The 21031-nt window shown below is 71.6% G+C and carries 13 protein-coding genes; 7 read left to right on the forward strand and 6 right to left on the reverse strand.

The window, feature by feature from the left end; all coding sequences use genetic code 11:
• Window positions 1–157 precede the first annotated feature (157 nt).
• On the forward strand, window positions 158–601 hold the full coding sequence (locus tag Cba03nite_RS14725) for a CBS domain-containing protein (RefSeq protein ID WP_203746134.1): 444 nt from the start codon (window positions 158–160) through the stop codon (window positions 599–601).
• A gap of 49 nt (window positions 602–650) precedes the next feature.
• The gene (locus tag Cba03nite_RS14730) at window positions 651–4358 is read left to right on the forward strand and encodes an FHA domain-containing protein (protein WP_203746135.1); all 3708 of its coding nucleotides are present in this window, start codon (window positions 651–653) and stop codon (window positions 4356–4358) included.
• A 96-nt stretch (window positions 4359–4454) separates the two neighbouring features.
• On the opposite strand, the gene Cba03nite_RS14735 is transcribed toward Cba03nite_RS14730, so the two are convergent.
• Entirely contained in the window at window positions 4455–5609 is a 1155-nt protein-coding gene (locus tag Cba03nite_RS14735) for an aminotransferase-like domain-containing protein (RefSeq protein WP_203746136.1), read from the reverse strand.
• Window positions 5610–5886: 277 nt separating this feature from the next.
• On the opposite strand from Cba03nite_RS14735, the gene Cba03nite_RS14740 reads away from it, so the two are divergent.
• From Cba03nite_RS14740 to Cba03nite_RS14750, 3 genes are read left to right on the forward strand one after another with little or no spacing between them, the layout of a single operon-like run.
• A complete protein-coding gene (locus Cba03nite_RS14740) occupies window positions 5887–7734 on the forward strand; it encodes an SCO2524 family protein (RefSeq protein ID WP_203746137.1) in 1848 nt (615 codons plus the stop codon).
• A 2-nt stretch (window positions 7735–7736) separates the two neighbouring features.
• Window positions 7737–8666 carry an SCO2523 family variant P-loop protein gene (locus Cba03nite_RS14745; RefSeq protein WP_203746138.1) on the forward strand — a complete coding sequence of 310 codons (930 nt, stop codon included), beginning with the start codon at window positions 7737–7739 and terminating at the stop codon, window positions 8664–8666.
• A complete protein-coding gene (locus Cba03nite_RS14750; RefSeq protein WP_239125738.1) occupies window positions 8651–9724 on the forward strand; it encodes an SCO2522 family protein in 1074 nt (357 codons plus the stop codon). The genes Cba03nite_RS14745 and Cba03nite_RS14750 overlap by 16 nt, the downstream gene beginning before the upstream one ends.
• Before the next feature lie 4 nt (window positions 9725–9728).
• Here the strand turns inward: Cba03nite_RS14750 and Cba03nite_RS14755 are convergent, their stop codons facing one another.
• Together Cba03nite_RS14755 and Cba03nite_RS14760 are read right to left on the reverse strand one after the other, a co-directional pair.
• Complete coding sequence (locus Cba03nite_RS14755; protein WP_203746140.1) at window positions 9729–10757, reverse strand: DUF6879 family protein; 1029 nt, start codon at window positions 10755–10757, stop codon at window positions 9729–9731.
• Window positions 10758–10781: 24 nt separating this feature from the next.
• Window positions 10782–11699, reverse strand: coding sequence for an SCO2521 family protein (locus Cba03nite_RS14760; protein ID WP_203746142.1), 918 nt, complete (start codon window positions 11697–11699; stop codon window positions 10782–10784).
• Between the two features lie 228 nt (window positions 11700–11927).
• Here Cba03nite_RS14760 and Cba03nite_RS14765 point away from each other — a divergent pair, with 228 nt between their 5' ends.
• Entirely contained in the window at window positions 11928–12914 is a 987-nt protein-coding gene (locus tag Cba03nite_RS14765; RefSeq protein WP_239125739.1) for an FAD-dependent oxidoreductase, read from the forward strand.
• Window positions 12915–12968: 54 nt separating this feature from the next.
• Here Cba03nite_RS14765 and Cba03nite_RS14770 read toward each other — a convergent pair whose 3' ends face one another.
• From Cba03nite_RS14770 to Cba03nite_RS14780, 3 genes are read right to left on the reverse strand one after another with little or no spacing between them, the layout of a single operon-like run.
• The gene (locus Cba03nite_RS14770; protein WP_203746144.1) at window positions 12969–16688 is read right to left on the reverse strand and encodes a P-loop NTPase fold protein; all 3720 of its coding nucleotides are present in this window, start codon (window positions 16686–16688) and stop codon (window positions 12969–12971) included.
• 59 nt (window positions 16689–16747) lie between these two features.
• Window positions 16748–17689 (reverse strand): methyltransferase domain-containing protein, encoded by a 942-nt coding sequence (locus Cba03nite_RS14775; RefSeq protein WP_203746146.1) that lies wholly within the window; start codon window positions 17687–17689, stop codon window positions 16748–16750.
• Window positions 17592–18434 carry an SCO2525 family SAM-dependent methyltransferase gene (locus tag Cba03nite_RS14780; RefSeq protein WP_203746148.1) on the reverse strand — a complete coding sequence of 281 codons (843 nt, stop codon included), beginning with the start codon at window positions 18432–18434 and terminating at the stop codon, window positions 17592–17594. Before Cba03nite_RS14780 ends, Cba03nite_RS14775 begins: the two co-directional genes overlap by 98 nt.
• Before the next feature lie 860 nt (window positions 18435–19294).
• On the opposite strand from Cba03nite_RS14780, the gene Cba03nite_RS14785 reads away from it, so the two are divergent.
• Window positions 19295–20953 (forward strand): glycosyl hydrolase, encoded by a 1659-nt coding sequence (locus tag Cba03nite_RS14785; RefSeq protein ID WP_203746150.1) that lies wholly within the window; start codon window positions 19295–19297, stop codon window positions 20951–20953.
• Window positions 20954–21031 lie beyond the last annotated feature (78 nt).

The following is a 21031-nucleotide window of genomic DNA, read 5'->3' on the forward strand; positions in this document are numbered from 1 at the left end:
CTGACGCCGAGGTCGACCTAACGGATCCCGGCATTCGCCGATCATCGGATCATCGCCGGGCACCGGTCTGGCTAAACTCGACAGTGGCGGCCGATTCGCCTATCAGGCCGTACGCCGGACGGGCGGCAAGCCGGTCCAGAGCCCTTGTGGAGGTGGCGTGCGGGTCAGCGACGTGATGTCGGCGTTCCCGGCGTACATACGGCTCGGCGCCACGATCCGGCGGGCGGCCGAGGTGGTCAGCGTGTCGGAGGTCGGCAACCTGATGGTGCTGGACCACGAAGGCCGGTTCGTCGGCTCACTGTCCGAAGAGGACCTGGTGCGGGCCATGCTGCCCGGCTTCGACGACGTCACCGCCGGCGGCGGCACGCTCGCCGACGCGTTCCGGATCTTCCTGGAGCGCGGCCGCACCCTCGCCGACCGCCCCGTCGACCCGCTCGTCGTGCGCGACACGGCGAGCGTCCGCTCGACCGACGAACTCGCCCGCGCGGCGATCGTGATGCTCGACCGCGGGATCCGGCGGCTTCCCGTCGTCGACGACGGCAAGCTCGTGGGCACGCTGTCCCGCGCCGACCTGTGCCGAGCGGTGATCTACCATTCCTGAACTCCGGCTGATCCTGACCGATCGGCACACCCAGGCGACCAGCGAGCGGGTGTGCGCGCTGCCGATCACGTTCGGCCGTGACGCGGGCATGGCCGCGGTGGCGCTCGACGACAGCAGCGTCTCCCGGCGCCACGCCCGCCTGGAGATGGTCGACGACTATCTCGTGCTCACCGATCTCGGCAGCACCAACGGCACCTACGTCAACGACCAGCGGCTGACCCGCCGCCAGGCGCTCGCTCCCGGGGACCGGATCCGGATCGGCCGGTACGACCTGACGTGGCGGTACGTCGACCCGAACGCCACGATGTCCGTCGACGGCTCCCACCTGACCGTCCACCGGCCGGACGCCCCGCCCGACGTCGCCGCCCGGCGGGTGGTGACCGCCGCGCAGGCGCACAACCAGCGGGTCGGCCACGAGCTCGACGGCTTCCTGTCGGTCGCGCACGGGTTCCTGCCCGCGCAGCCGCCGCTGCTGGCCTTTCCCGACTCGCACCGCGCCTGGGACGAGATGACCGACCGGCTGCCGGACCTGTTCCGGCGGCTCACGCTGCGCCGGGCGTTCGACGCGATGCCGGTCCTCGACGCCAGACCGGAGGCGCTGCCCGACCGGTACCTGCTGCGCGCCTCGACCATGCTGGGCGTCTTCGCCCACGCCTACCAGTACATGGCGATCGACCCGCCCGCCGCGCTGCCCGACTCGCTGCTGCGGCCGTGGACCACCGTCTCCCGGCGGCTGGGCAAGCAGACGCCGGCCGTGTCGTACATCGACCTGTTCTTCTACAACTGGCGCCTGCGCGACCCGGCCGGCCCCCGGGCGCTGGACAACATGGATCTGCTCGTGCCGACGTGGAACAACGCCGCCGAGCGGGTGTTCTACCTGGTCACGACCGAGTTCGCGATGGGGCTCACCCCCGTCCTGGGCGCCATGCTCGACGCCCAGGAGGCGGTGGTCGCCGACGACCCGGCCGCGCTGGAGGGCGCGCTCCTGGTGATCCTCGACCAGCTGCAGCACGTCACCCAGGCGATCTACCCCCAGATCGATCCCAACCCCCGCGCCCGGCATCCGCTGGACCAGGTGCTGTGGGCCAAGACCGTCGGCACGGCCGGAGTGCCGATCTTCGACGGCGCGCCCAGCCCGAGCGGCACCGCCCAGCCCCAGATCCACGCGCTGGACGCGTTCCTCGAACGCCGGGACTACGGCTCGCTGGTCGGGCAGCAGAGCACCTACCTCGCCGGCTACTTCCCGCGGCACTGGCAGGAACTGGTGGCGGCGCTGCGTGAGGTGTCGGTGCGCCAGTACGTGGAGGACAGCCGCAGCAGCGCCCTGCGCGGGGTCTACAACGCCATGTTGAACGCCTACGTCGGCGACCGCGGCTGGATGGGCCTGCACCGCATCAAGGCGTACGGCTTCCTGGAGGTGGCGTTCAAGGTCGGCCGGCAGGTGACCACCGGCGCCCGGTTCACCGGCCTGTTCAAGGACCGGACCTGGGACAAGGTGGACGGGGAGCTGGCCGTCGTCCGCGAGGAGCGCCGCCCTCCGGTGGGCGCGCCCGTGGTGTTCGGGACCGCTCGCCGGGGCCGGGTCGTCACCGGCGAGTCCGGCGCCTGGACCTGCTACCTGGACATCGACGTCACCGGCCAGGGCGTGCACCACCTGCCCGGCGACCGGGTCGGGGTGCTGGCCGAGCACGACGACGACCTGGTGCGCCGCACCGTCGCCGCGCTGCAGGCCACCGGCGACGAACTGGTGCCGCTCACCCCGAGCTGGCGTGCGGCGGTGGCCTGCCGGGAGGGCTACGGCGAGGTCGACGTCCTGCCGCTGCGGACGCTGCTGCGCTTCGCCCGGCTCCGGCCGATCGGCCGGGAGGTGGCCAAACGGCTGGTGAAGCTCACCGCCGTCGGCGCGTGGCAGCGGGTCGTCGACGCCCGCATGGAGGACCAGTGGGAGCTGTGGGACGTCCTGAACCTGCTGTACGCGGGCGGGTATGACGTCGCCCGGCTGTGGAAGGCCGACGCGGGCGAGCACGACGCCTTCTGCGCGGTCATCGCGCCCGAGCCGTTCCGGCTGTACTCGATCGCTTCGGCTCCGCCGCCCGGCGAACCGGCGACCGCCCTGAAGCTGGTCGTCGCCGGGCTCGACTACACCTCCGCCCGTACGCCGTGGTCGTACCCGCGCAAGCGCCAGGGTGCGGCCTCGCACTTCCTGCGCCGGGCCGGCCTCGACGGGCGGCAGCGGCTCGCCCTGCAGATCGTGGCCACGCCCAGGTTCCGGCTGCCGGCCGACCCGGCCCGGCCCGTCGTCATGTTCGCCGCCGGCTCCGGCATCGCCCCGTTCCTGGGGTTCGTCGCCGCCCGCACCGGGCCCGGCGAGAACCGTCTCTACCTGGGCATCCGTACGCCGGACGAGTTCGTCGAACACCCCGAGCTGGATACGGCGGTCGCCGCGGGCCGGCTGCACCTGTCCGTCGCGTTCTCCCGCGCCGATGCCGCGATCCAGTTCGACGGCCGGCGTCACGGCGTCGGGGCCGGGCAGCGGCGCCGCGTCGACGACGTGATCCGCGCCGAGGCCGACGCCCTGTGGGAGCTGCTGCGGCCCGTCGCCGACGGCGGCCGCGGCGCGTTCGTGTACGTCTGCGGCAGCTCACGCTTCGCCGTCGCCGTGCTCCAGGCGCTTACCGGCATCGTGCCCGGCGACGGCCGCGAGTTCCTGCGACAGCTGGTGGCCGACGGACGCCTCGCCCAGGACGTGTTCACCACGTATCTGGGCCACGCGCAGCAGACCCCTCGCTTCGAGATCTCGGACCTGGCGCAGCACGACACGCCCGAGGCGGGCTACTGGATGGCGATCGGCGGCGCCGTGATCGACGTCAGCGAGTTCATCCACCTGCACATCGGCGGGCCGCACATCGTGCGCAACTACGTCGGCATGGACGCGACCGCGGCGTACCGCAAGGTGCTGCACCACGCCCACGCCGAGATCGACTCCCAGCTGTCGATGTACCAGATCGGCCACCTGCGCCGGCTGCAGTTCGGCGCCCGCTGGGGCGTGGTGCTCGACGAGGACGGCCTGCACTCGCTGCCGCTGGAGGAGCTGTTCCGGACCTGGGTGCGGTTCCTGTACATGCTGGTCGCGATGCGGAACGCGCTCACCGCCGACTACGGCTTCACCACCTCGGTCACCACGATGGGCGAAGACCCCCGGGAGCTGACGCCGTTCAAGGCGCAGTACGTCATCGAGGGGCACCGCAGGTTCCTGGTCAGCTATCTCGACGGGCTCCTGCACGACGACCTGCGCACGCTGTGGCAGCACACCGTCGGCTTCTGCGACCCGCGGCAGGACGTCCGGCAGCTAGACGCCGAACTCGCCGCCCTGTCGGAACGGCCGGACGTCACCCTGGTGCGCAGCTCCGTAAGCGCCGTCAAGGAGCTGCTGCTGATCGGCGAGGACCTCCCCCGGGTCACCGCGCTGTGCCGGACGTACGCGCACGCCGACGTGCAACTGCTCGGCGACCTGAAAGCCGCCGTGCTGCAGGGCATCCGGGCCTTCGAGGTGCACGAGGCCGACGTCGTCGAGCAGGCGGGAGGCACGCTGCTGACGGCCGTCCGTGACGTGCTCGCGGCGGTGTCCGCCTACTACGAGCGCCTGGCCGGGCAGACCCGCGCTCAGGGCGTCGTCGCCCACGGGGCGGTCGAGGAACCGATTCCGGTGGACCGGGGGCTGCCCGGTCACGGCGGTCCGCTGCTGCTCCCCGATTGACCGCCCATCGCGAGCTGACGTGCTGGAACTCCAGCGCCGAGCACCCTGCCGGCGGCCCGCAAGACCGCGGCCGGTATGACCGCGGCCGGCCGGACCTCAAGAGCGTGGGCACTGCGCCACTGCCCGGCCGAGCCTGGCCGCGGCCTCGGCCAGGTCGTCGGCTGCCAGCATCGAGAACGACAACCGGAGGTGGGACCGGCCGCCGGTGCCGTCGGCGAAGAACCGGGATCCCTCCACGAAGGCGACCCCGTTCGCCTCGGCGGACGGCGCAAGCGCGCCTGCCGTCAGCGGCGGGGGCAGCTCGGCCCACAGGAACCAGCCGCCGTCCGGTGTCGACACCCGCAGGTCCGGTGCTGATTCGCGCAGGCCCGCCAGGAGCGCGTCACGCTGTGCGGCGTACTGCCGGCGAAGGTCGGCGACATGGCTCAGGTAGGCCCCGGACGCGCCGAAGGCGGCCATGGTCAGCGCGGTCGTGTGATTGACGCCCCCGCCACTGGTGATGTACCCGAGGCCGGTCAGCCGCCGCACGAACGCATCGTCGGCGTTGATCCAGCCCAGCCGCAGCCCCGGTGCGACGGTCTTGGCGAACGTGCCGAGCCGGACGACGGTGCCCCGCTCCCCCAGGCTCCACAGCGAGGGCGGAGCCGCGCCTTCGTACACCAGCTCGCGGTACGTGTCGTCCTCCACGATCGTGAGCCCGGTGCGGGCGGCCAGCTCGACCAGCTCGACCCGGCGCTGCCGGGGCAGGCAGCGGCCGGTCGGGTTGGCGAACGTGGGCACGAGGTACAGCATCGGGACGCGCCGCCCGCCGCGCGTCAGCCGCCCGATCAGCTCCGCCGTGGCGGCCACGTCCATGCCCTCCGCGTCGGCCGGCACGCCGACCAGCTCGGCACCCCGGTCGAACAGGGTCCCGAACGCGAGGTGGTAGGTCGGCGAGTCGACCAGCACCACGTCGCCGGGCTGGACGAGCAGCTCGGCGGCCAGCGCGAGACCGTGCGAGGCGCCGTTGGTGACGAAGACCTCCGAGGTGCGCGTGCCGCCGCCGTCGACGTCGGCCAGCCACTCGACGAGGGGTCGCGGGCCGGCCGCGGCGCCGTAGGTCAGCGCCTGCCACCCGTGTGCGCGCAGCGCGCCGCCCGCGGCGTCCAGCCACTGCTCGACGGGCAGCAGCTCGGGCCGCGGATGACCCCACGCCAGGTCGAGGATCCCCGGCCGGCCGACGTACTGGATCTTCGCCTGATGGATGTCCACCGACCAACCATAGGGATGTCGGCGAATCGCGGAAGCCCGGATCTCGAAAGGCGGATTCATGCGCCTTTCTGCCGGTCGCTTCATACGGCCGCGGCGCCGTCTATCGTCGGTGTGTTTTCGCATGTGCAAGAAACGACATCGTGGCATCCGTGACATACGATGTGGCGAGCAATCTAATCTAGACCGCCGTCCGCTTGCGCTGCGATGCCTGCTGAGCCGCCGCGTGAGCAGGGCAGGGCGGCGGCAGGCCGTTACCGTGGGGATGGTGTCCTGGCGCATGAGAATCAAGCCGAGGCAAGAACTCATGGACATCTGGAGCGCGACCGCCAGAGTCGCCTTCGTCCCGGTGCCGGGCTCGCGGGGAAAGCGGGAATGGCGCTGGGGCGGCCGGGACGGCTCCAATTCGATCTCCGACGCCGAGCAGCTGCTCTGCCTGATGCTGCCGTCCACCGAGATCCCGCAGTTCCGGCTGGACGAGCCCAACTCCACCGATGAGGATCTGCTGACGGTGCTGCGCCCTTTCGGCGGCGCGATCGACATCCCGCAGTTCCTCATCGGGCTGGTGATGGAGTACCTGGAGCGCTACACCGCCCCCGACGGCACACCGATCTTCTCGGGCGGCAGCTACTTCTCTCCCCTGTTCCCCGGCGAGGAGCCCACCGCCGAGCAGCGCGCGCTGCCGGTGGTGGAGTCGTTCGCGGCCTCGATCCCGCTGATGCTGTCGTCGCTCGGTTTCATCAAGGTCTTCAGCCGGTCGGTGACCCGCCCCGAGCTGCGGGCGCGGCTGGCGAAGGTCGAGGAGGCGGCCAGCCGGCGCCTGTCGGCCGCGATGATCGGCCTGCTGCGCAGCTTCTCGATCAGTGTCTTCCCCGTCGACAGCGAGTTCGCGACGACGCTGCTGCGCACGGTGAACCAGGGCAACGAGCCGCACCGCCGGGTGGTCGAGGACCTGCGGGTGTCGCTGCGGGAGGTCGCGGCCGGCCTGCGCGACCTCACCTTCGGCCTGACCCAGGTCGAGCAGATCGAACGCGAGGACATGCTCTTCGAGTGCGGCTGGTCCTGGAGCGTGCACAGCAACGCCACGCCGGTCGACTTCCCGGTCGACCTCGGCCAGCAGGTCCCCGGCGTCGCGCTCGACGCGCCCTACCTGTACTTCACCGTGGTGGCGCTCGACGCCATCGCCGACCTCAACAACGACCGCACCCGGCTGCTGCGCCTGCTCGACGACGAGCAGCTGAAGATCGCGACCGCGCTGCGCCTGCGCTGGGACCTCACCCAGCGGTACTGGTCCATCGTCGCCTCGTTCGGCACCAAGCGGTGGCCGCTGCAGGACATCCCGTGGCGCACCGTGGACGGCGTCGAGTCCGACTACTTCAGCCTTCTGGTGACCTCGATCGCGGCCCGCAACCTGTCGGTCCGCCCGAACGACCTGGACCTGCAGCGGCTCGGCGAGATCCTCGCCGAGCTGGCCAACCGCAGCCGGATGACCCGGCGGCCGCTGCGTGAGGACCCGGCGCTGAACCTGCACTCCCCCGGCGTCGCGATCGAGGTCGAGGGCGCCACGGAGTTCTCGCCGCGGCTCAGCTGGGTGGCCGCCGACTTCGCGCCGCTGCTGCTCAAGCGGGCGGTCATGGTCGCGGGGCTGGTCGACCGCATCGACCTGCGCGGCGACGCGGTCAACCTCGCCGACGACCTGTGGGACCACGTCGCGCAGCGGCGCAGCGTCGTCGACGAGGAGCCGGGGCTGTGGGACGACCCGAGCCGGGTCTACCCGCTGCAGCCCGGCGACCCGAGCCCGTCCTGGCACCACACGGTCCGGGTGGTGGAGAGCCTGGTCCTGGCCGCGCGCCTGGCCTACGACCAGCCCCTGCGCAGCGAGTCGCTGCTCGACCACGCGCACAGCCTGCTGGCCGAGGCAGACCACCTCTACTCCCAGGAGCTGCTGGCGGGCACGTCGGAGAGCGGCGCGCCGGAACGCAAGCGGCTGGAGGCGGTGCGCCAGCGGATCCGCAGAGCCCGCGAGATCATGCCCTCCCGGCCGGGCACCGCGGTGTCGCTGCTGCTGCTCGCGCTGGCCGACCTGGACTCCCTCGTCGCGTCCCGGGACACGACGGAGGTCTTCTGATCATGCTGGTCTTCGCCACCTCGGACAAGGGCGGCACCGGCCGGTCGGTGACCAGCAGCAACCTCGCCTATCGCAGGGCGCTGACCGGCAGCAACGTCGCCTACCTGGACTTCGACTTCGGCTCGCCGACCGCCGGGACGATCTTCGACATCGACTCGGTACGCCGTGGCGCGGCCAGCGGCGGGATCCACTCCTACCTGCAGGGCCGGGCCGACCCGCCGCTGCGCCTGGACGTGTGGTCGCACTCCGACCGGTCCAGCCTGCGCGGACGGCCCAGCCGGGCGGGCAAGCTGGTGCTGTTTCCCGGCGACGAGTTCGGCGGCGAGTTCCCCGGCACCCGCGAGATCGTCAAGCGCTGCGCGCGCCTGCTGGCGCGCCTGGACGCCGAGTTCGACGTCTGCCTGATCGACCTGAGCGCCGGGCGCTCGCACGCCACGGAGATCGTGCTGGCCGCGACGGCGCTGCCGGAGCTGCAGCGGGTGGACAGCCGCTGGCTGGTGTTCCACCGCTGGACCCGCCAGCACATCATCGCCGCCCACGGGCTGGTCTTCGGCAAGCACGGGCTGCTGGAGCTGGGCAGGGAGAACAACGGCACGCCCAAACTCGACCCCGCCTGGCTGCTGGAGCGGGTGCGTTTCGTGCGCACCGCCGTGGTCGACCCGGAGTCCGACTCGCTGGCCGGGCTGCGCCCGGAGCAGGTGGCCTGGCTGCGCAAGTGCGACACCGACCTCAAGGCGCTGGCCACGAAGCTGCGGATCGGCCGTACGACGACCATCGGCTCGGTCCCGCTGGACCCGGTGCTGCAGTGGCGCGAGCAGCTGATCACCGACACGGACACGGTCTCGCGGCAGGTGGCCAATGCCGAGACGGTGGAGGCGTTCGTGGCGCTGGCCCGCAATCTGGACAGCGAGAATGCGTGGGCGATGCTGTGAGCGCCGTATACGTCGAGGCCGCGGCGCAGGACCGGGTCGCGGAGCTGCCCCTGGCGCACCTGTCGATCGAGCTGGGCCATCTGTACATGGAGGACTACATCGCCGGCCCGGCCCGGCTGCGTGAGACGTTCGAGCAGGTCGCGCCTTGGGTGCGGACGGCCATGGCGGTCTGCGGGGCCGGGGTGGCGCCGCGTACGGCCAGGATCAGCACCTGCTTTCTGGTCGACGACTACTTCACCCGGCCGGACGTGGCCGGCCGGCTGGCCCGCAGCGATCTGCCCTGGTCGCCGCGGGCGGTCATCCCGCAGCTGCTACTCGCGGCCGAGCAGGCCGGCCTGACGATCGACTACCTGGCCCGGGAGTCGGCGTGCGCCGTCGCGTCGGGGGTGCCGCTCGCGAGCCTGGTGCAGGCGCAGCTCGTCCCGGATCCGGCACCGGGCGCCAGCGGCGTGAGCGAGGCCGAGCATGAGGCGGGCTGGCTCACCAACGGCACCCGCGAGCAGGAGCGGGACCTGCGCCCGCCGACGGCCGAGTCAGGCTGGCGCAGCAACGGGGCGAGCAGCCCCGCCGTGGACGTCGCCGAGGCGATGCGGTCCGGGGCGAGCTGGCGCGGGCCGAGCGAGAACGGCGCCGGCAACCATTCCGTCTTCATCGACGTGGAGCTGTGGCGCGACGAGCCGGACGGACGGCTCTGGTCGTGCGCGTTCCTGGCCTCGGTGTGGCAGCTGCTGCGGCTGGGCATGGTGCGCGACCGGGGTGCGATCGTGGCCGAGCCGCAGCTGTGGGAGGGCGAGTTCCCCGAGGACTGGGCGGACCTGCCGCCGGTGATCCGGCTGCGCCCGGAGGCGGCGCACTTCTCGGCATACCGGACGTTCTCCGTGCTGGCGGGCCGGTTCCTGCCGGTGGAGCAGGCGGTGCGCACCATCCTGAGCCAGGTGGCGGTGGAGCGGGCGGTGACCGCCCAGGTTCAGGCGCGGGCGAAGCGGGAGCAGCTGGCGCTGCCGGCGGAGGTCGTCGATCGGATCGAGTACGCCTTCACCGGCAGCCGCTGGCGGTGACGGCTCAGGACCCGGCGGCCGGGCCGGGGTAGGGCTTGCCGGACGCCCACAGGTCGGTGAAGCGGTCCTTGCGCTCGCTGACCCGGTCCAGGTTCGTCACCAGGGTCGTGGTGATGATGATGGGCCGGTTGGTCTCGTTGATGCGCGAGGCGGTGGTGGACTGGTAGCTCAGCACGCCGTCGAAGACGATGAAGTCGAACAGGGTGGCCCGCCGGGTGCCCTTGATGTCGGCCGGGTTGAGCGTGCGCACCTGGACCCCGATCGCGACGTGCTGGTCGAGGATGTTGGTGAACTCGCCGTCCATCTGGATCGGGCGGTCCATGATGAACACCCGCCGGATGGTCACCCCGCGGCGGACCGCCTCGCGCTGCGCCTCCATGTAGAGCTGGCCGAGGTCGCTGGTCCACAGGCCGCCGTCGACGGAGTTGCGGCCGCCCGCATCGACGGTGGTGAGGCTGGTCGCGTCGATCGACTCGGCGGCGACCTTGGTCAGCCCGAGCAGCCAGTCGCGGTCCTCGCCCTCGTAGGTGACGTCACCGGCCTGCCCGAGGTCCTTCAGGTAGCCGGACAGGCGCGCGATCTCGGCCCGCGAGAAGTCGAACAGCAGCGAGCGCGGCGTACGCCCGATCGTGGTGGCGTTCTTGACCAGCTGGGTCATGGCGTCGGTGTTGAGCGCCGACGCCTCCACGGCGCCGAACAGCTGGGTGGCCTCGTTCACCTTCGCGAACTCGTCTTTGATCATGACTCTGGTGCCCGCGACGTGCTGGGCGAAGCTGTGGTCGAGCACGGCCAGCCCGGCGCCGACCCTGGCCACGCGGTGGTCGACCTCGATGAGGAACTGGGTGATGAACGCGACGCCGGAGATGAACACCGACAGGCCCAGACCCAGCACCATGTCGGAGGTCAGGTCGCCGCCCAGGGCCTGCGCGAGGGTGAACGCGACCAGGCCGAACAGCACGGAGACCCCCACCTTGGTGAGGATCCGGGAACGGAAGCTGCTGGTCGGGGTCGTCGGTAACTTGGGGGCGGCCATGCGCTCTCCGATCGGTCGAGGCGGTCAGCGTCCCAGCCGTTCGATGGTGTCCAGTGCGAGCTGATCCCGGATGCGGTCGACGTTGACGCGCCACTGGCGGCTGAACCCGGGGCGGTGTTCGAGGTCGCGCCAGAGTTCTTCGAAAGCGGGGTCGGTGCGGGCGGCCGGCATCCACAGGTGCAGCAGGAAGTCGATCGCGGGACGCACCCGCGCGACCGTCTCCGCGCGCGCGGACCCGGCCGGACGGCTCTCCACCATCGCGAGCAGGGTGGTGAGCAGCCAGTCGTGCAGCGCGAGGTCCTCGCAGAACTCGACGACGGCGCGGTCGTCGGCGGCGGTGTGGCGCAGCCGCAGGGTGCGGGTGGTCGGGTCGTCGACGCGGAGGCTGACCGCGACAGGCGTGCCCGCGGGTCCGGCCGCCCAGCGCAGCCGGGTGCGGGCGGTGCGGAAGGCGGGCCGGTGGTCGAGGCGGTGGTCGTGCTGCACCTGGTCGAGGGTGCGGTTGCCGATCGCGTCGAGGTTGAGCGCGTCGCCGGGCTCGCCGGTCAGGACGGCGTCGGTGATCCGGCCGGCGTCGACCTTGCCGATCGTCTCGATGGTGCCGGGTGTGGCCAGGTAGTGCGACCAGGGCAGGCGGCGGCCGGCGGTGCCGCGGACCACCCGGGCGTACGCCGACGCCTGGGCGACGTGACCGCCGGTGATCGTGGCGCGGGTGCAGACCGTGCCGACGCCGCGGACCCGGGCTCCGGAGTTCGCGAGGGGGCAGTCGACGCCTATATGGCGGTCGGGTGACTGGGCGTGGGCGATCGGCCGCTCCGAGCGGCGCACCTGCCGACCCTGCACCAGGTCGAGCAGTGCCTCGGTGTCGGTGGCGGCCAGCGCGGTGGAGGTGCGCAGCAGTCCGGTGTGCACCTCGCCCACCGTCACCAGATGTTCGGCCACCCCGCACCCCCCGGCATGCGCTGCATTCATTGCACCCCATGGTGGCCGATCGATGCAATGGGCCGACGCGTCCCTGATCACGTGTCATCCGATCGGCTGCACGACACATTCAGGCATTGACAGTCATGCACCGTGCCGCTTTCCGGATTCGTTGCCGGGCAAGGAATTCGTCGCCGAGCGCGACGAAGCGACTCCTCTTCGTGCGTAGATACACGTTAATGTAATCGAATGGTGATTCCAGTGAAGCCTGACGTGATCATCGTCGGCGCGGGTGTGTCCGGGTTGACCACCGGAGTGTGCCTGGCCGAGGCCGGACTGTCCGTGCACGTGCTGTCCCACCAGGCGCTGCCGGAGCGGACGTCGTACGCGGCCGGCGCCAGCTGGGGGCCGTACATGCTCGAGGGCGACGCCCGAGGGCTCGAATGGAGCCGCCAGACCCGCGAGATCCTGCAACAGCTCGCGGCCGAGGGCTGCGGCGTGCGCATCGTGGCCGGCATCGACGCCGCCGAAGCCGCCGACGCCGAACCGCCCGCCTGGGCGGTGGCCATGCCCGGCTTCCGCCGCTGCGAACCCCACGAGCTGCGCGGCAGGTTCCGCAGCGGCTGGCACTACGAGGTGCCCCTGGTGGACATGCCCACCTACCTCACCTACCTGCAGGACCGGCTGCTGGCCGCCGGGGCGACCCTGTCCGAACGCACCGTCGACTCGTTCGCGCAGCTCTCCGACCTCGGCCGCGTCATCGTCAACTGCGCCGGCATCGGCGCCCGCGAACTCGTGCCCGACGCCACCATGCAGGGCGTGCTCGGGCAGCTGGTGGTCGTGAAGAACCCCGACCCGCCGGTGGTGCGCTTCTTCCAGGACGACGCCGAACACGGCGACCTGACCTACATCCTCCCCCACGGCGACCTCGTCGTCCTTGGCGGCTGCGCCGTGGCCGAGGGCTCCGCGCTGGACCACGACGCCGTCGCCGAAGAGATCAAGAGCCGGTGCGCGGAGATCGAGCCGCAGCTGGCCACCGCCCAGATCGTGGAGGTGCGCACCGGCACCCGGCCCAAGCGACCGCAGATCCGGCTCGAACGCACCGACGTCGACGGGCGGGTGATCGTGCACAACTACGGCCACGGCGGATCCGGGCTGACCGTCTCGTGGGGCTGCGCCCTGGAAGCGGCCGCCCTGGTCCGCGCCGCCCTCGACGGGCCGGGCCGGCCGGACTGAGCCGTTGCCGGTGGTGGCCTCCGGCGCCGCGGGACACGACCGGCATCGCCGCCGTCACAGCACCTGATCAGCGAGGTCCGCGACCGCGGCCCCGTCATGCCCGATCAGCAGCTCCCGCAGGCCGGTCAACCCGGCTGAGCCGTCGAGGCCGAGCCCTCGCACCGCCGCCTGCCAGGCCTGCTCGTCCGCGGCGGCCCCGGCCAGCAGCCGCAGGCCGCGCGTGCCGCCCACGTGGCGGTGCAGCCCGCGTTGCAGCGCGGGCCAGCGGGTGACGATCTCGGCCAGGATCAGCAGGTGACGCGCCCTGGCGATCAGCGCGTCCGGCCGGGACAGCGGCTCCAGGCCCTCCATCAGGCGGGCGTACAGCTGCCACACGTTGATGAGCCGTTTCGTCTCGCGGATCGAGCGGACCGGCTGCGCCCGCAGCCGATCGAGCAGCAGAGCGCGCACCTGCGGATGCCGCTCCGCCGAGCGCCAGGTGAGGGTCCGCACGCGGGTGTGCGCCGCGCGCACCGGGCGGCTCGCGGGCCGGTGCGCCGGGACGGCTGCCACGAGCGGCGCGGGCAGCTGCGCGGCCGCCCGCTGCACCGGCACGGCCGGAAGCGGCGGCGGTGCCCCCTGCCCGGTCACCGAGTCGACGAGCCGGGCCAGGCCCCGGTCGGACACCTGCGGCACCAGCACCGGCAACTGGATCAGCTTGCGCAGGAACGCCCAGCCCGGCGAGGGATCCTCGCCGTGGTGCACCGCCGTCGGGTCGCCGTGATCGCGGTACATCTGGTCCAGGTGCCCGGCGACCACCCCGGAGTCCAGGCCCACCACGAACCGCGCCCGCAGCCCGCTGCGCGACACCACGTCGGCCAGGAACACGTTGATCGCCTCGAACACCTCGGCGATCGTGCCCGGACGGCACCGGTCGATGTCATCGACGAACACGACCAGCTGGTGACCGGCCTCGGTGAGGTCGTCGATCAGATCGGCCACGTGGTGCTGGTAGAGGTAGAGCGCGCCCGACCGGGCCCGGCGCAGCGGATCGGGCTCCGGCTCGGCGCCGGCCGGCGCGTCCAGGCGCGGCACGTCCATGGCCGGGCCGTCCAGCATCACCGGCGGGAGGTACGCCGACGCCAGCCCGAACCGGCGCCGCCACAGGGTGTGCGCGACGCCCGCCAGCATCGTGGTCACCGCCACGCCGGTGGCGAGCCACGTCGCGCCCACGGACATCCCGGCCAGGGACACCGGCTCCTCGACACCGAGCAGCGTCACGACCGCCGGCGCGAGGAACGCCGCGGCGGACAGGCCGAAGATGGGCGAGCGGGTCCGGCGCCGCAGCGCCCGCCGCAGCGCGAAGCGGTCGACCTGGCCGAGGTTGCGGCGAAGCCAGTACGCCTGCCTGTCCGCCGTCGTCGTGTAGAGCACGCCGTCCGCCGCGTCGATGATCTCGCTGGCCAGCCCCGCCCAGATCTGCTCGCCGGACTGGTACGCCCACGGATTGAACCAGGCCGTGACCACCCCCGCGCTGACCCCGGCCGCCACCGGCTGCGGCCCGGCGCCCGGCGCGGCGATGTGCCGGAGCGCGGCGCGCACGGTCAGGCCACGCCCCTGCGGAGCCGCCGGGACGGGCCGGCCCTCGCGCAGCAGCTCGCGGACCAGGTTCATGAGCGTGCTCTTGCCGCATCCCCATGGCCCTTCGATGCCCACCACCGTGGGCCCGTCCCCGGCCGGCCCGCCGCCGGGGTGCCGGATCTGCTGGGCGATGGCCTCGGCGAGGGCCTGCCGGCCGATGACGTCGCGTTTGGTGGGGGCGTCGGACACACCCCAGATGGAGACCGGGCCGATCTCCAGGGTGCGTACGGCCCGGGCGCGCCGCGGGTCCCACAGCCGCACGGTGCCGTCCTGACCCGACGTGGCGAGCCTTACCTCGCCCTGCGCGTCGGTCCAGCCGGTCACCGCCCAGATGCCGCCCTCGTGCCCCCGCAGCGCGGGTTCCATCGGTGCTACCCGGTCCAGGTCCCAGCGGCAGATCACGCCGTCCGCGCCTGCGGTGACCAGCCGCGCCCCGCCGTCGGGCTCGGCCCAGGTCCATACCGCGCCCACCCGGCCGGCGTGGGCCCGCAGCGGCTCGTGGACCGGCGCTCCGGTGTCCAGGTCCCACAGCCGCACGGTCCCGTCGTAGCCGCCGGAGATCAGCAGGTGGCGCCCGGGGCCCTGCCAGACCGACAGGGTACGCACCCACCCGTCGTGGCCGGTCCACGGCTCGGCGGCGGGTTCGCCGGTGACCGGGTCCCAGATCCGGATCGTGCCGTCGTCGCCGCCGGAGGCGAGCCGCGGCCCCGCCGCACCGTCCCATGCGGCCAGTGACAGCACCCGCCCCTCGTGGCCGGTCAGCGGCGCGCCGATCGCGGACCGGGTCAGCGGGTCCCAGCGGCGGATGGTGCCGTCGATCCCGGCGGAGATCAGCATCGGGGTGCCCGCGGGAGTGGTCCAGGCGATCAGCGCGGGGACCCAGTCCCGATGCCCGGCCAGGGTGGCGAGCGCCGTCCCGGCCTGCGGGTCCCACAGCCGCACGGTGCCGTCGTCGCCGGTGGAGGCGAGCATCGACCGGCCGGCCGCGTCCCGGTAGTGGACGAGCTGCCAGATCGCCGCGGTGTGCCCGGTCAGCGGCCGGCCGGCGGTCTGGCCGGTGTCGGCGTTCCACACCTGGACGATGCCGCTGTCGCCGCCGAGGGCCAGACGGGTGCCGTCCGGCTCCTGCCAGCTCGTCAGCGCCCACATGCCCGCGACGTGACCGACCAGCGGGTTCCCTACGGCCTGGCCGGTGGCGATGTCGTACGAGCACACCCCGGCGCGCTGGGCGACGGCGACCCGTGGCGATCCGCCCGTCGAGGTCCACACGGCGGCGGACGGCAGCGCGCCGCCCGTGCCCTCGATCAGCCGCCCGGTGGGTGCGGGCGCCGACACGTCCCAGATGCGGACGGTGCCGTCGGCCGCCGCGGAGATGAGCGCGGTGCCGCCGCCGGGCTGCGGGCAGGCGGTCAGGATCGGCACCCATCCGCTGTGGCCGGCGAGCGGCTCGCCGGCTGCCGCACCGGTGTCCGGGTCCCACAGCCGGATCCGGTCGTCGGGTCCGCTGGAGGCCAGCCGGGCCGCTCCGGAGGGGTCGGTCCACGCGCACAGCGCCCACAGCCCGCCGTCGTGGCGCAGGGTGTGCCGGTCGAGGCGGCGCCGGCCGTCGATGTCCCAGATCTCGATGCGGCCGTCGTTGAAGCCGACCGCGAGCAGGTCACCGCCGACTGCCGGCCACGAGGCCAGCGCGGCGAGGTGGCCCTGGCCGGTGAGCAGGGGTGGACCCAGTTCGGTCCCGGCGAGGGGATCCCACAGGCGTACGGTGCCGTCGTCCTGGCCCGCCGTGGCGAGCCGCGGCCCGGCCGGCGTGTCCCAGAAGCACACCGCCGGCACCCAGCCGCGGTGGCCGTCGAGGCGGCTGCCCACAGGGTCGTCCGACGAGACGTCCCAGGCGTACACGGAGCCGTCCTCGCTGGTCGACACCAGCAGCCGGCCGCCTGGCCACGCCCACGCGCCGAGATGCAGCACCAGCTGAGCCTGGCCGGGCACCGGCGCGCTCACCGGCTCTGCCGACTCGGGATCCCAGATCTGGATGGAGCCGTCGGTGCCGGACGACGCGACCCGGGGCCGCCCGTCAAGCGCGGTCCAGGCGGCGAGGGCGCCGACACCGCCTGGTTCGCTGCCGATCCACGTGCCTTCGTCCGTCACCGACATCCGGATCCCATCTCGAGGATGGATCCATTGTCATCCGATGTGGACGCTACACCGCGGACCTACGACAGGACGGGCGTGATGGTGATGTCGGCCTCCAGCGGGCTGTTGCTCGCCAGGTAGTCCAAACAGATGTCGAACTGGTCGCCCGGCTGCAGGTCGATCGGCTTCTCCAGGAACACCACCTGCGGATTCAGCAGGAAGTCGGTCGGCTTGTCGCCGGAGATCCCCTCGGCGAAATCGATCCGGTACGCGATCTTGACGGCGTTCGCGCGGCCGGCGGTCGACGCCTTGAGCCGCGCTCGTCCGCGAATCGCCGGATCCGTCCAGTCCTCGAACCTGTTGTCGAGGTATTGCCGGCTGTCGGTCAGCGGGCGGTCCTCTTCGAGCTCGGTGAACCTGGTGTCGAAGTTCAGCTTCAGCCCGTAGATGTCCTCCTGGGCCGAGATGAGTTCGACATAGTTCTGCATGCCCATCGGGATCATCGCGCCGCCCGGCTTGAGGAAGCGGCGGAGATTGTTGGTGATCTGCAGCTGCGGCTCGTAGAAGAACCCGGCGCTGATCACCTCGCTGATGACGACGTCGACGGCCTCGGGAAGGGCGCAGCTCGTCGCGTCCGCGTGGATCGCGATGATCTGGTCCGCCAGGCCGTTGCGCCGGGCGTTCTCCTCGATGACCGGGACGAAGTCGGCGTTGAACTCGAGGCAGTAGACGCGCCTGGCCCCCGCCTTGGCGGCGAGCAGGCCGAGCAGGCCGGTGCCGCTGCCGGCGTCCACCACGACGTCACCCGGTTTGACGGTCTTGACGATCGCGTCCTGGAGGTATTTGACCCGGCGGGTGTCGTACAGGCACGCCTGGATGTCGTAGGTCGTGAATGCCTTGTCGATCGCAGCCTTCGTCTCGAGGCTAGCGCGCGGCGTGCTGTCGGTCACGTCGGCCCGTCCTTCCGATTGTGGTCCATCCGGGTTCACGCGAGGGTTCGCTTCGAGTGTCGCTGCGAACACCCGTGACCAGCATCATTCCGTCGTAGCCGTGACGGAACAGGTGAGGTGACCGGATGTGGTGCAGCTCGATGTCACCGGCGACGCCCCTCAGCAGCGTCCGCACGTCCGCCTCCGTGACGGCCACGGCCGGGAAGGTGTGTCCGCCGACCACGTAGCCCCGGGAGTTCTCCATGAACGTGGCCGCGAACGGCGCCCCGGGTTTCAGCGAACGTACGAACCTGGTGGTCGCCTTGGCGCACTCGTCTCGCATCCCGGTGATGGACTCGGCGACGAAGAACATCGTCCCGAGGTCCCACCGGCCTTCTTTGAGATCGAAGATGCTGCCCTTCTGGACGTCGGCGACCTTCTTCAGCAGCACGCCCGGATCGGCGATGGCGCCATAGTGGTCGGAGCTGTCGGCCAGCGCCCGCCAGAACGCGTTCCATGACTCACGGTAGTTGCCGATCTCGTCCTCTAACCAGGCGATGTTGGTCGAGGAGTACTCCAGCAGAGTGATGCTCTTCGTGAAGGGCAGCATCGACATCGCCGGGTAGAGGTTCGTCCCCGGACCGACGTCGATCGCCTCCAGATCGCTGCCGAGGTTCTGCTTCGCGAAGAAGCCGGCCAGCTTCGGGATGATTATCTGGTCCAGTTCGTGCAGCGTGGCATAGTTGCGTTGCTGATACGACTCGGAGTCGAACAGGTCCCAGGGGCACTCGGCGTTGTTGACAGCTGGCACGAGGCTTGCCTTCCCGGTGGCGGACACTCTGCTCCGTTCGGTCGATGACTGCCGCAGAGCATTCCCGTTGGTGTCCGGAAGGTGCGCCGACCGCGGTGGCGGAACTCTATCAATCTGGGTGGTTTTTGCATACGCGCCGTCACCGTAACCGCGTGTCGGACCTGCACCGATTCGTCCGATTGGGCGTCAGCGACGACCTGGCGGCTCATCGACGCCCGCCGGGCGGCCCACGCCACCCGAAACGAGTTCGATTCGCACAGCCATTTAGATTGGAGACTGTCTATAGTACCTCGCGCGGGCCAGCTCGAGCAGCCGCGCACGCGACGTTCAACGACGTCGCGGGCATATCGTTAGCTCAGCATCCCCCACCCGGCCCGGCCGATCGCCCCCATTCACCGAAGATCCTCGGCGAACAATCGCGGCCAAGGGCCGTCGACATCGACGGACATGCCTCACACCGGCGACCTTCGAATGTCCTGAGCTGCGGAAACAGCAGGATCCGAGATTGCCCGCCGATAACGGTCCACATGGTCGATCCGAGCTGCTCCCGAACCGCCCCCGCCCCGGCTGACAACTCCCCGACTGCCCCGCGACCCGCACAGATCTGTCCACAGGTCGATCCCATGACAACGACATGGATGAATCGCTGAGGACCGCTCGCCGCCGTCGGCAGCCGGACGGCGGACAGTTCACTGGCAACTGGACGGCAGCCGCCCCACCGAGCGGACGAAGCGTCTCAACCACCCCGGCGACAACGACCGCCACGCCCGGCGTGGTACCGCTGCGCGCCCTCCGCAGCAACTAGCCTGAACGCGCCCAGGTGGGGAGATGATCTAGCGGCCCTGGGGACCTTCAGTTCGCGCCGACAACGCACGGAGGCTGCCAGCATGAAGAGGATTCGCCCACGTCCCGCACCGCGCCGAGGGCTGCTGGCCCTGACCATGGTGCTGATGACCGCTCTACTGGGGCCGATCGCGCCTGCGACGGCCGCCGCCGAGCCCATGATCTGGGGAGCGCACGTCGCCCGCCGTGGGGGTGAGAGCGAGCAGCAGGCGGTCCAGAACCTCGAGGCGTCGCTCGGCCAGAGCCTGCGCGGCTCGCGCATCTTCGTCCTGTGGGACCAGCAGTTCCCCGACAGCTACCACAACTGGCTGCGCAGCACGAACCACACGCTGCTGCTGTCGGTCAAGGCGCGCCGGCTCAACGGCCAGCGCATCCCGTGGAGCAGCATCGCGAACGCGGCACCCGGCCAGGCGATCTACGACGACATCGTGTCGTGGTCGACCAGGATCAAGAACTGGGGCGCACCGATCTACTTCATCTTCAACCACGAACCCGAGGCGTCGACCAACCTCCAGAACGGAGACGCCACGGACTTCAAGAACGCCTGGCGCCGGATCGTCACGGTGTTCCGCGAGCAGGGCGTGACGAACGCGAAGTACCTGCTGACCATGACCGACTACAGCTTCTTCGTCAATCCGACCGACCGCCGCCGCGCGGAGAAGTGGTATCCGGGTGACGACGTCGTCGACGGCATCGGCGCGGACTCCTACAACTGGTACACCTGCCGGGGCAGTAACGAGGGCTGGAAGTCGCTGCAGTCGATCATCGATCCGCTGCGGCAGTTCGGGACGCAGCACCCGGACGAGGAGCTCTGGCTGCCCGAGTTCGCCACGATCGAGGACCCCGCCCAGCCCAGCCGGAAGGCGGCGTGGCTCGCCGCCGCGCAGTCGCTGTTCAAGCAGCCCGGGTGGGAGCAGTTCCGGGGGGCGCTCTACTTCCACACCGAGCACGACAACAGCCAGTACCCGGCGTGCGACTGGTGGGCCGACTCCTCGGCGCAGTCCCGCGACGCCTTCGCGGCCATGGGGGCGGACCCGTACTTCGGTGGCGAGGGCGCACCCCCACCCCCGCCTCCGCCGCCCGGCAGCGGACTGCTCTTCGTGGTCGGGGATCCGGCCGCACTCACCACGGGTGACACCGCCGTCCGCAACCGGCTGACCGCGGCGGGCTATACCGTGACCCTCGCCGACGACGGCACGGTCACGGCAGGTGACGCCACGGGTCAGGCCGCGGTGCTGATCTCGGCGTCGGTGTCCTCCGGCCTCACCTCGCGGTTCCGGGAGGTCACCGTGCCCGTGCTGACGTGGAAGCCGTGGATCTACGACGACATGCGGATGACGGGCACCACCGCGGACGTCAGCTACGGCAACATCTCCGCGTCCTCCGCCGCCGTCACCGCCGCGGGTCACCCGCTCGCCGCGGGCCGGACCGGCACGGTGGGCCTCTACGCCACGAACCAGACCATCGGCTTCGGGATACCCAACACCGGTGCGGGCGGTGCCACGACGGTGGCGACCGTCTCCGGGCAGCCCGGCATCTTCGTGTACGAGTCCGGGGCGAGCATGGTCGGCGGGGCACCCGCGCCGGGCTGCCGGATCGCGTTCCCGGCGAGCGCGACGAGCCCGGCCGCCTTCGAGTCCGGTGGCGGGGCGCTCTTCGACGCGGCGGTCGGCTACGCGGCGGGCAACTGCGCCGCACCCTGATCCCGGCGCCTCACCACCTGATCGCCGGCGACATCCTCGTTTCAGGGCTCCGGCCTTGAAACGGGGATCTTCAGCCGC

The sequence above is a fragment of the Catellatospora bangladeshensis genome (genome assembly GCF_016862575.1).
GTDB classification, from domain to species: Bacteria; Actinomycetota; Actinomycetes; order Mycobacteriales; family Micromonosporaceae; genus Catellatospora; species Catellatospora bangladeshensis.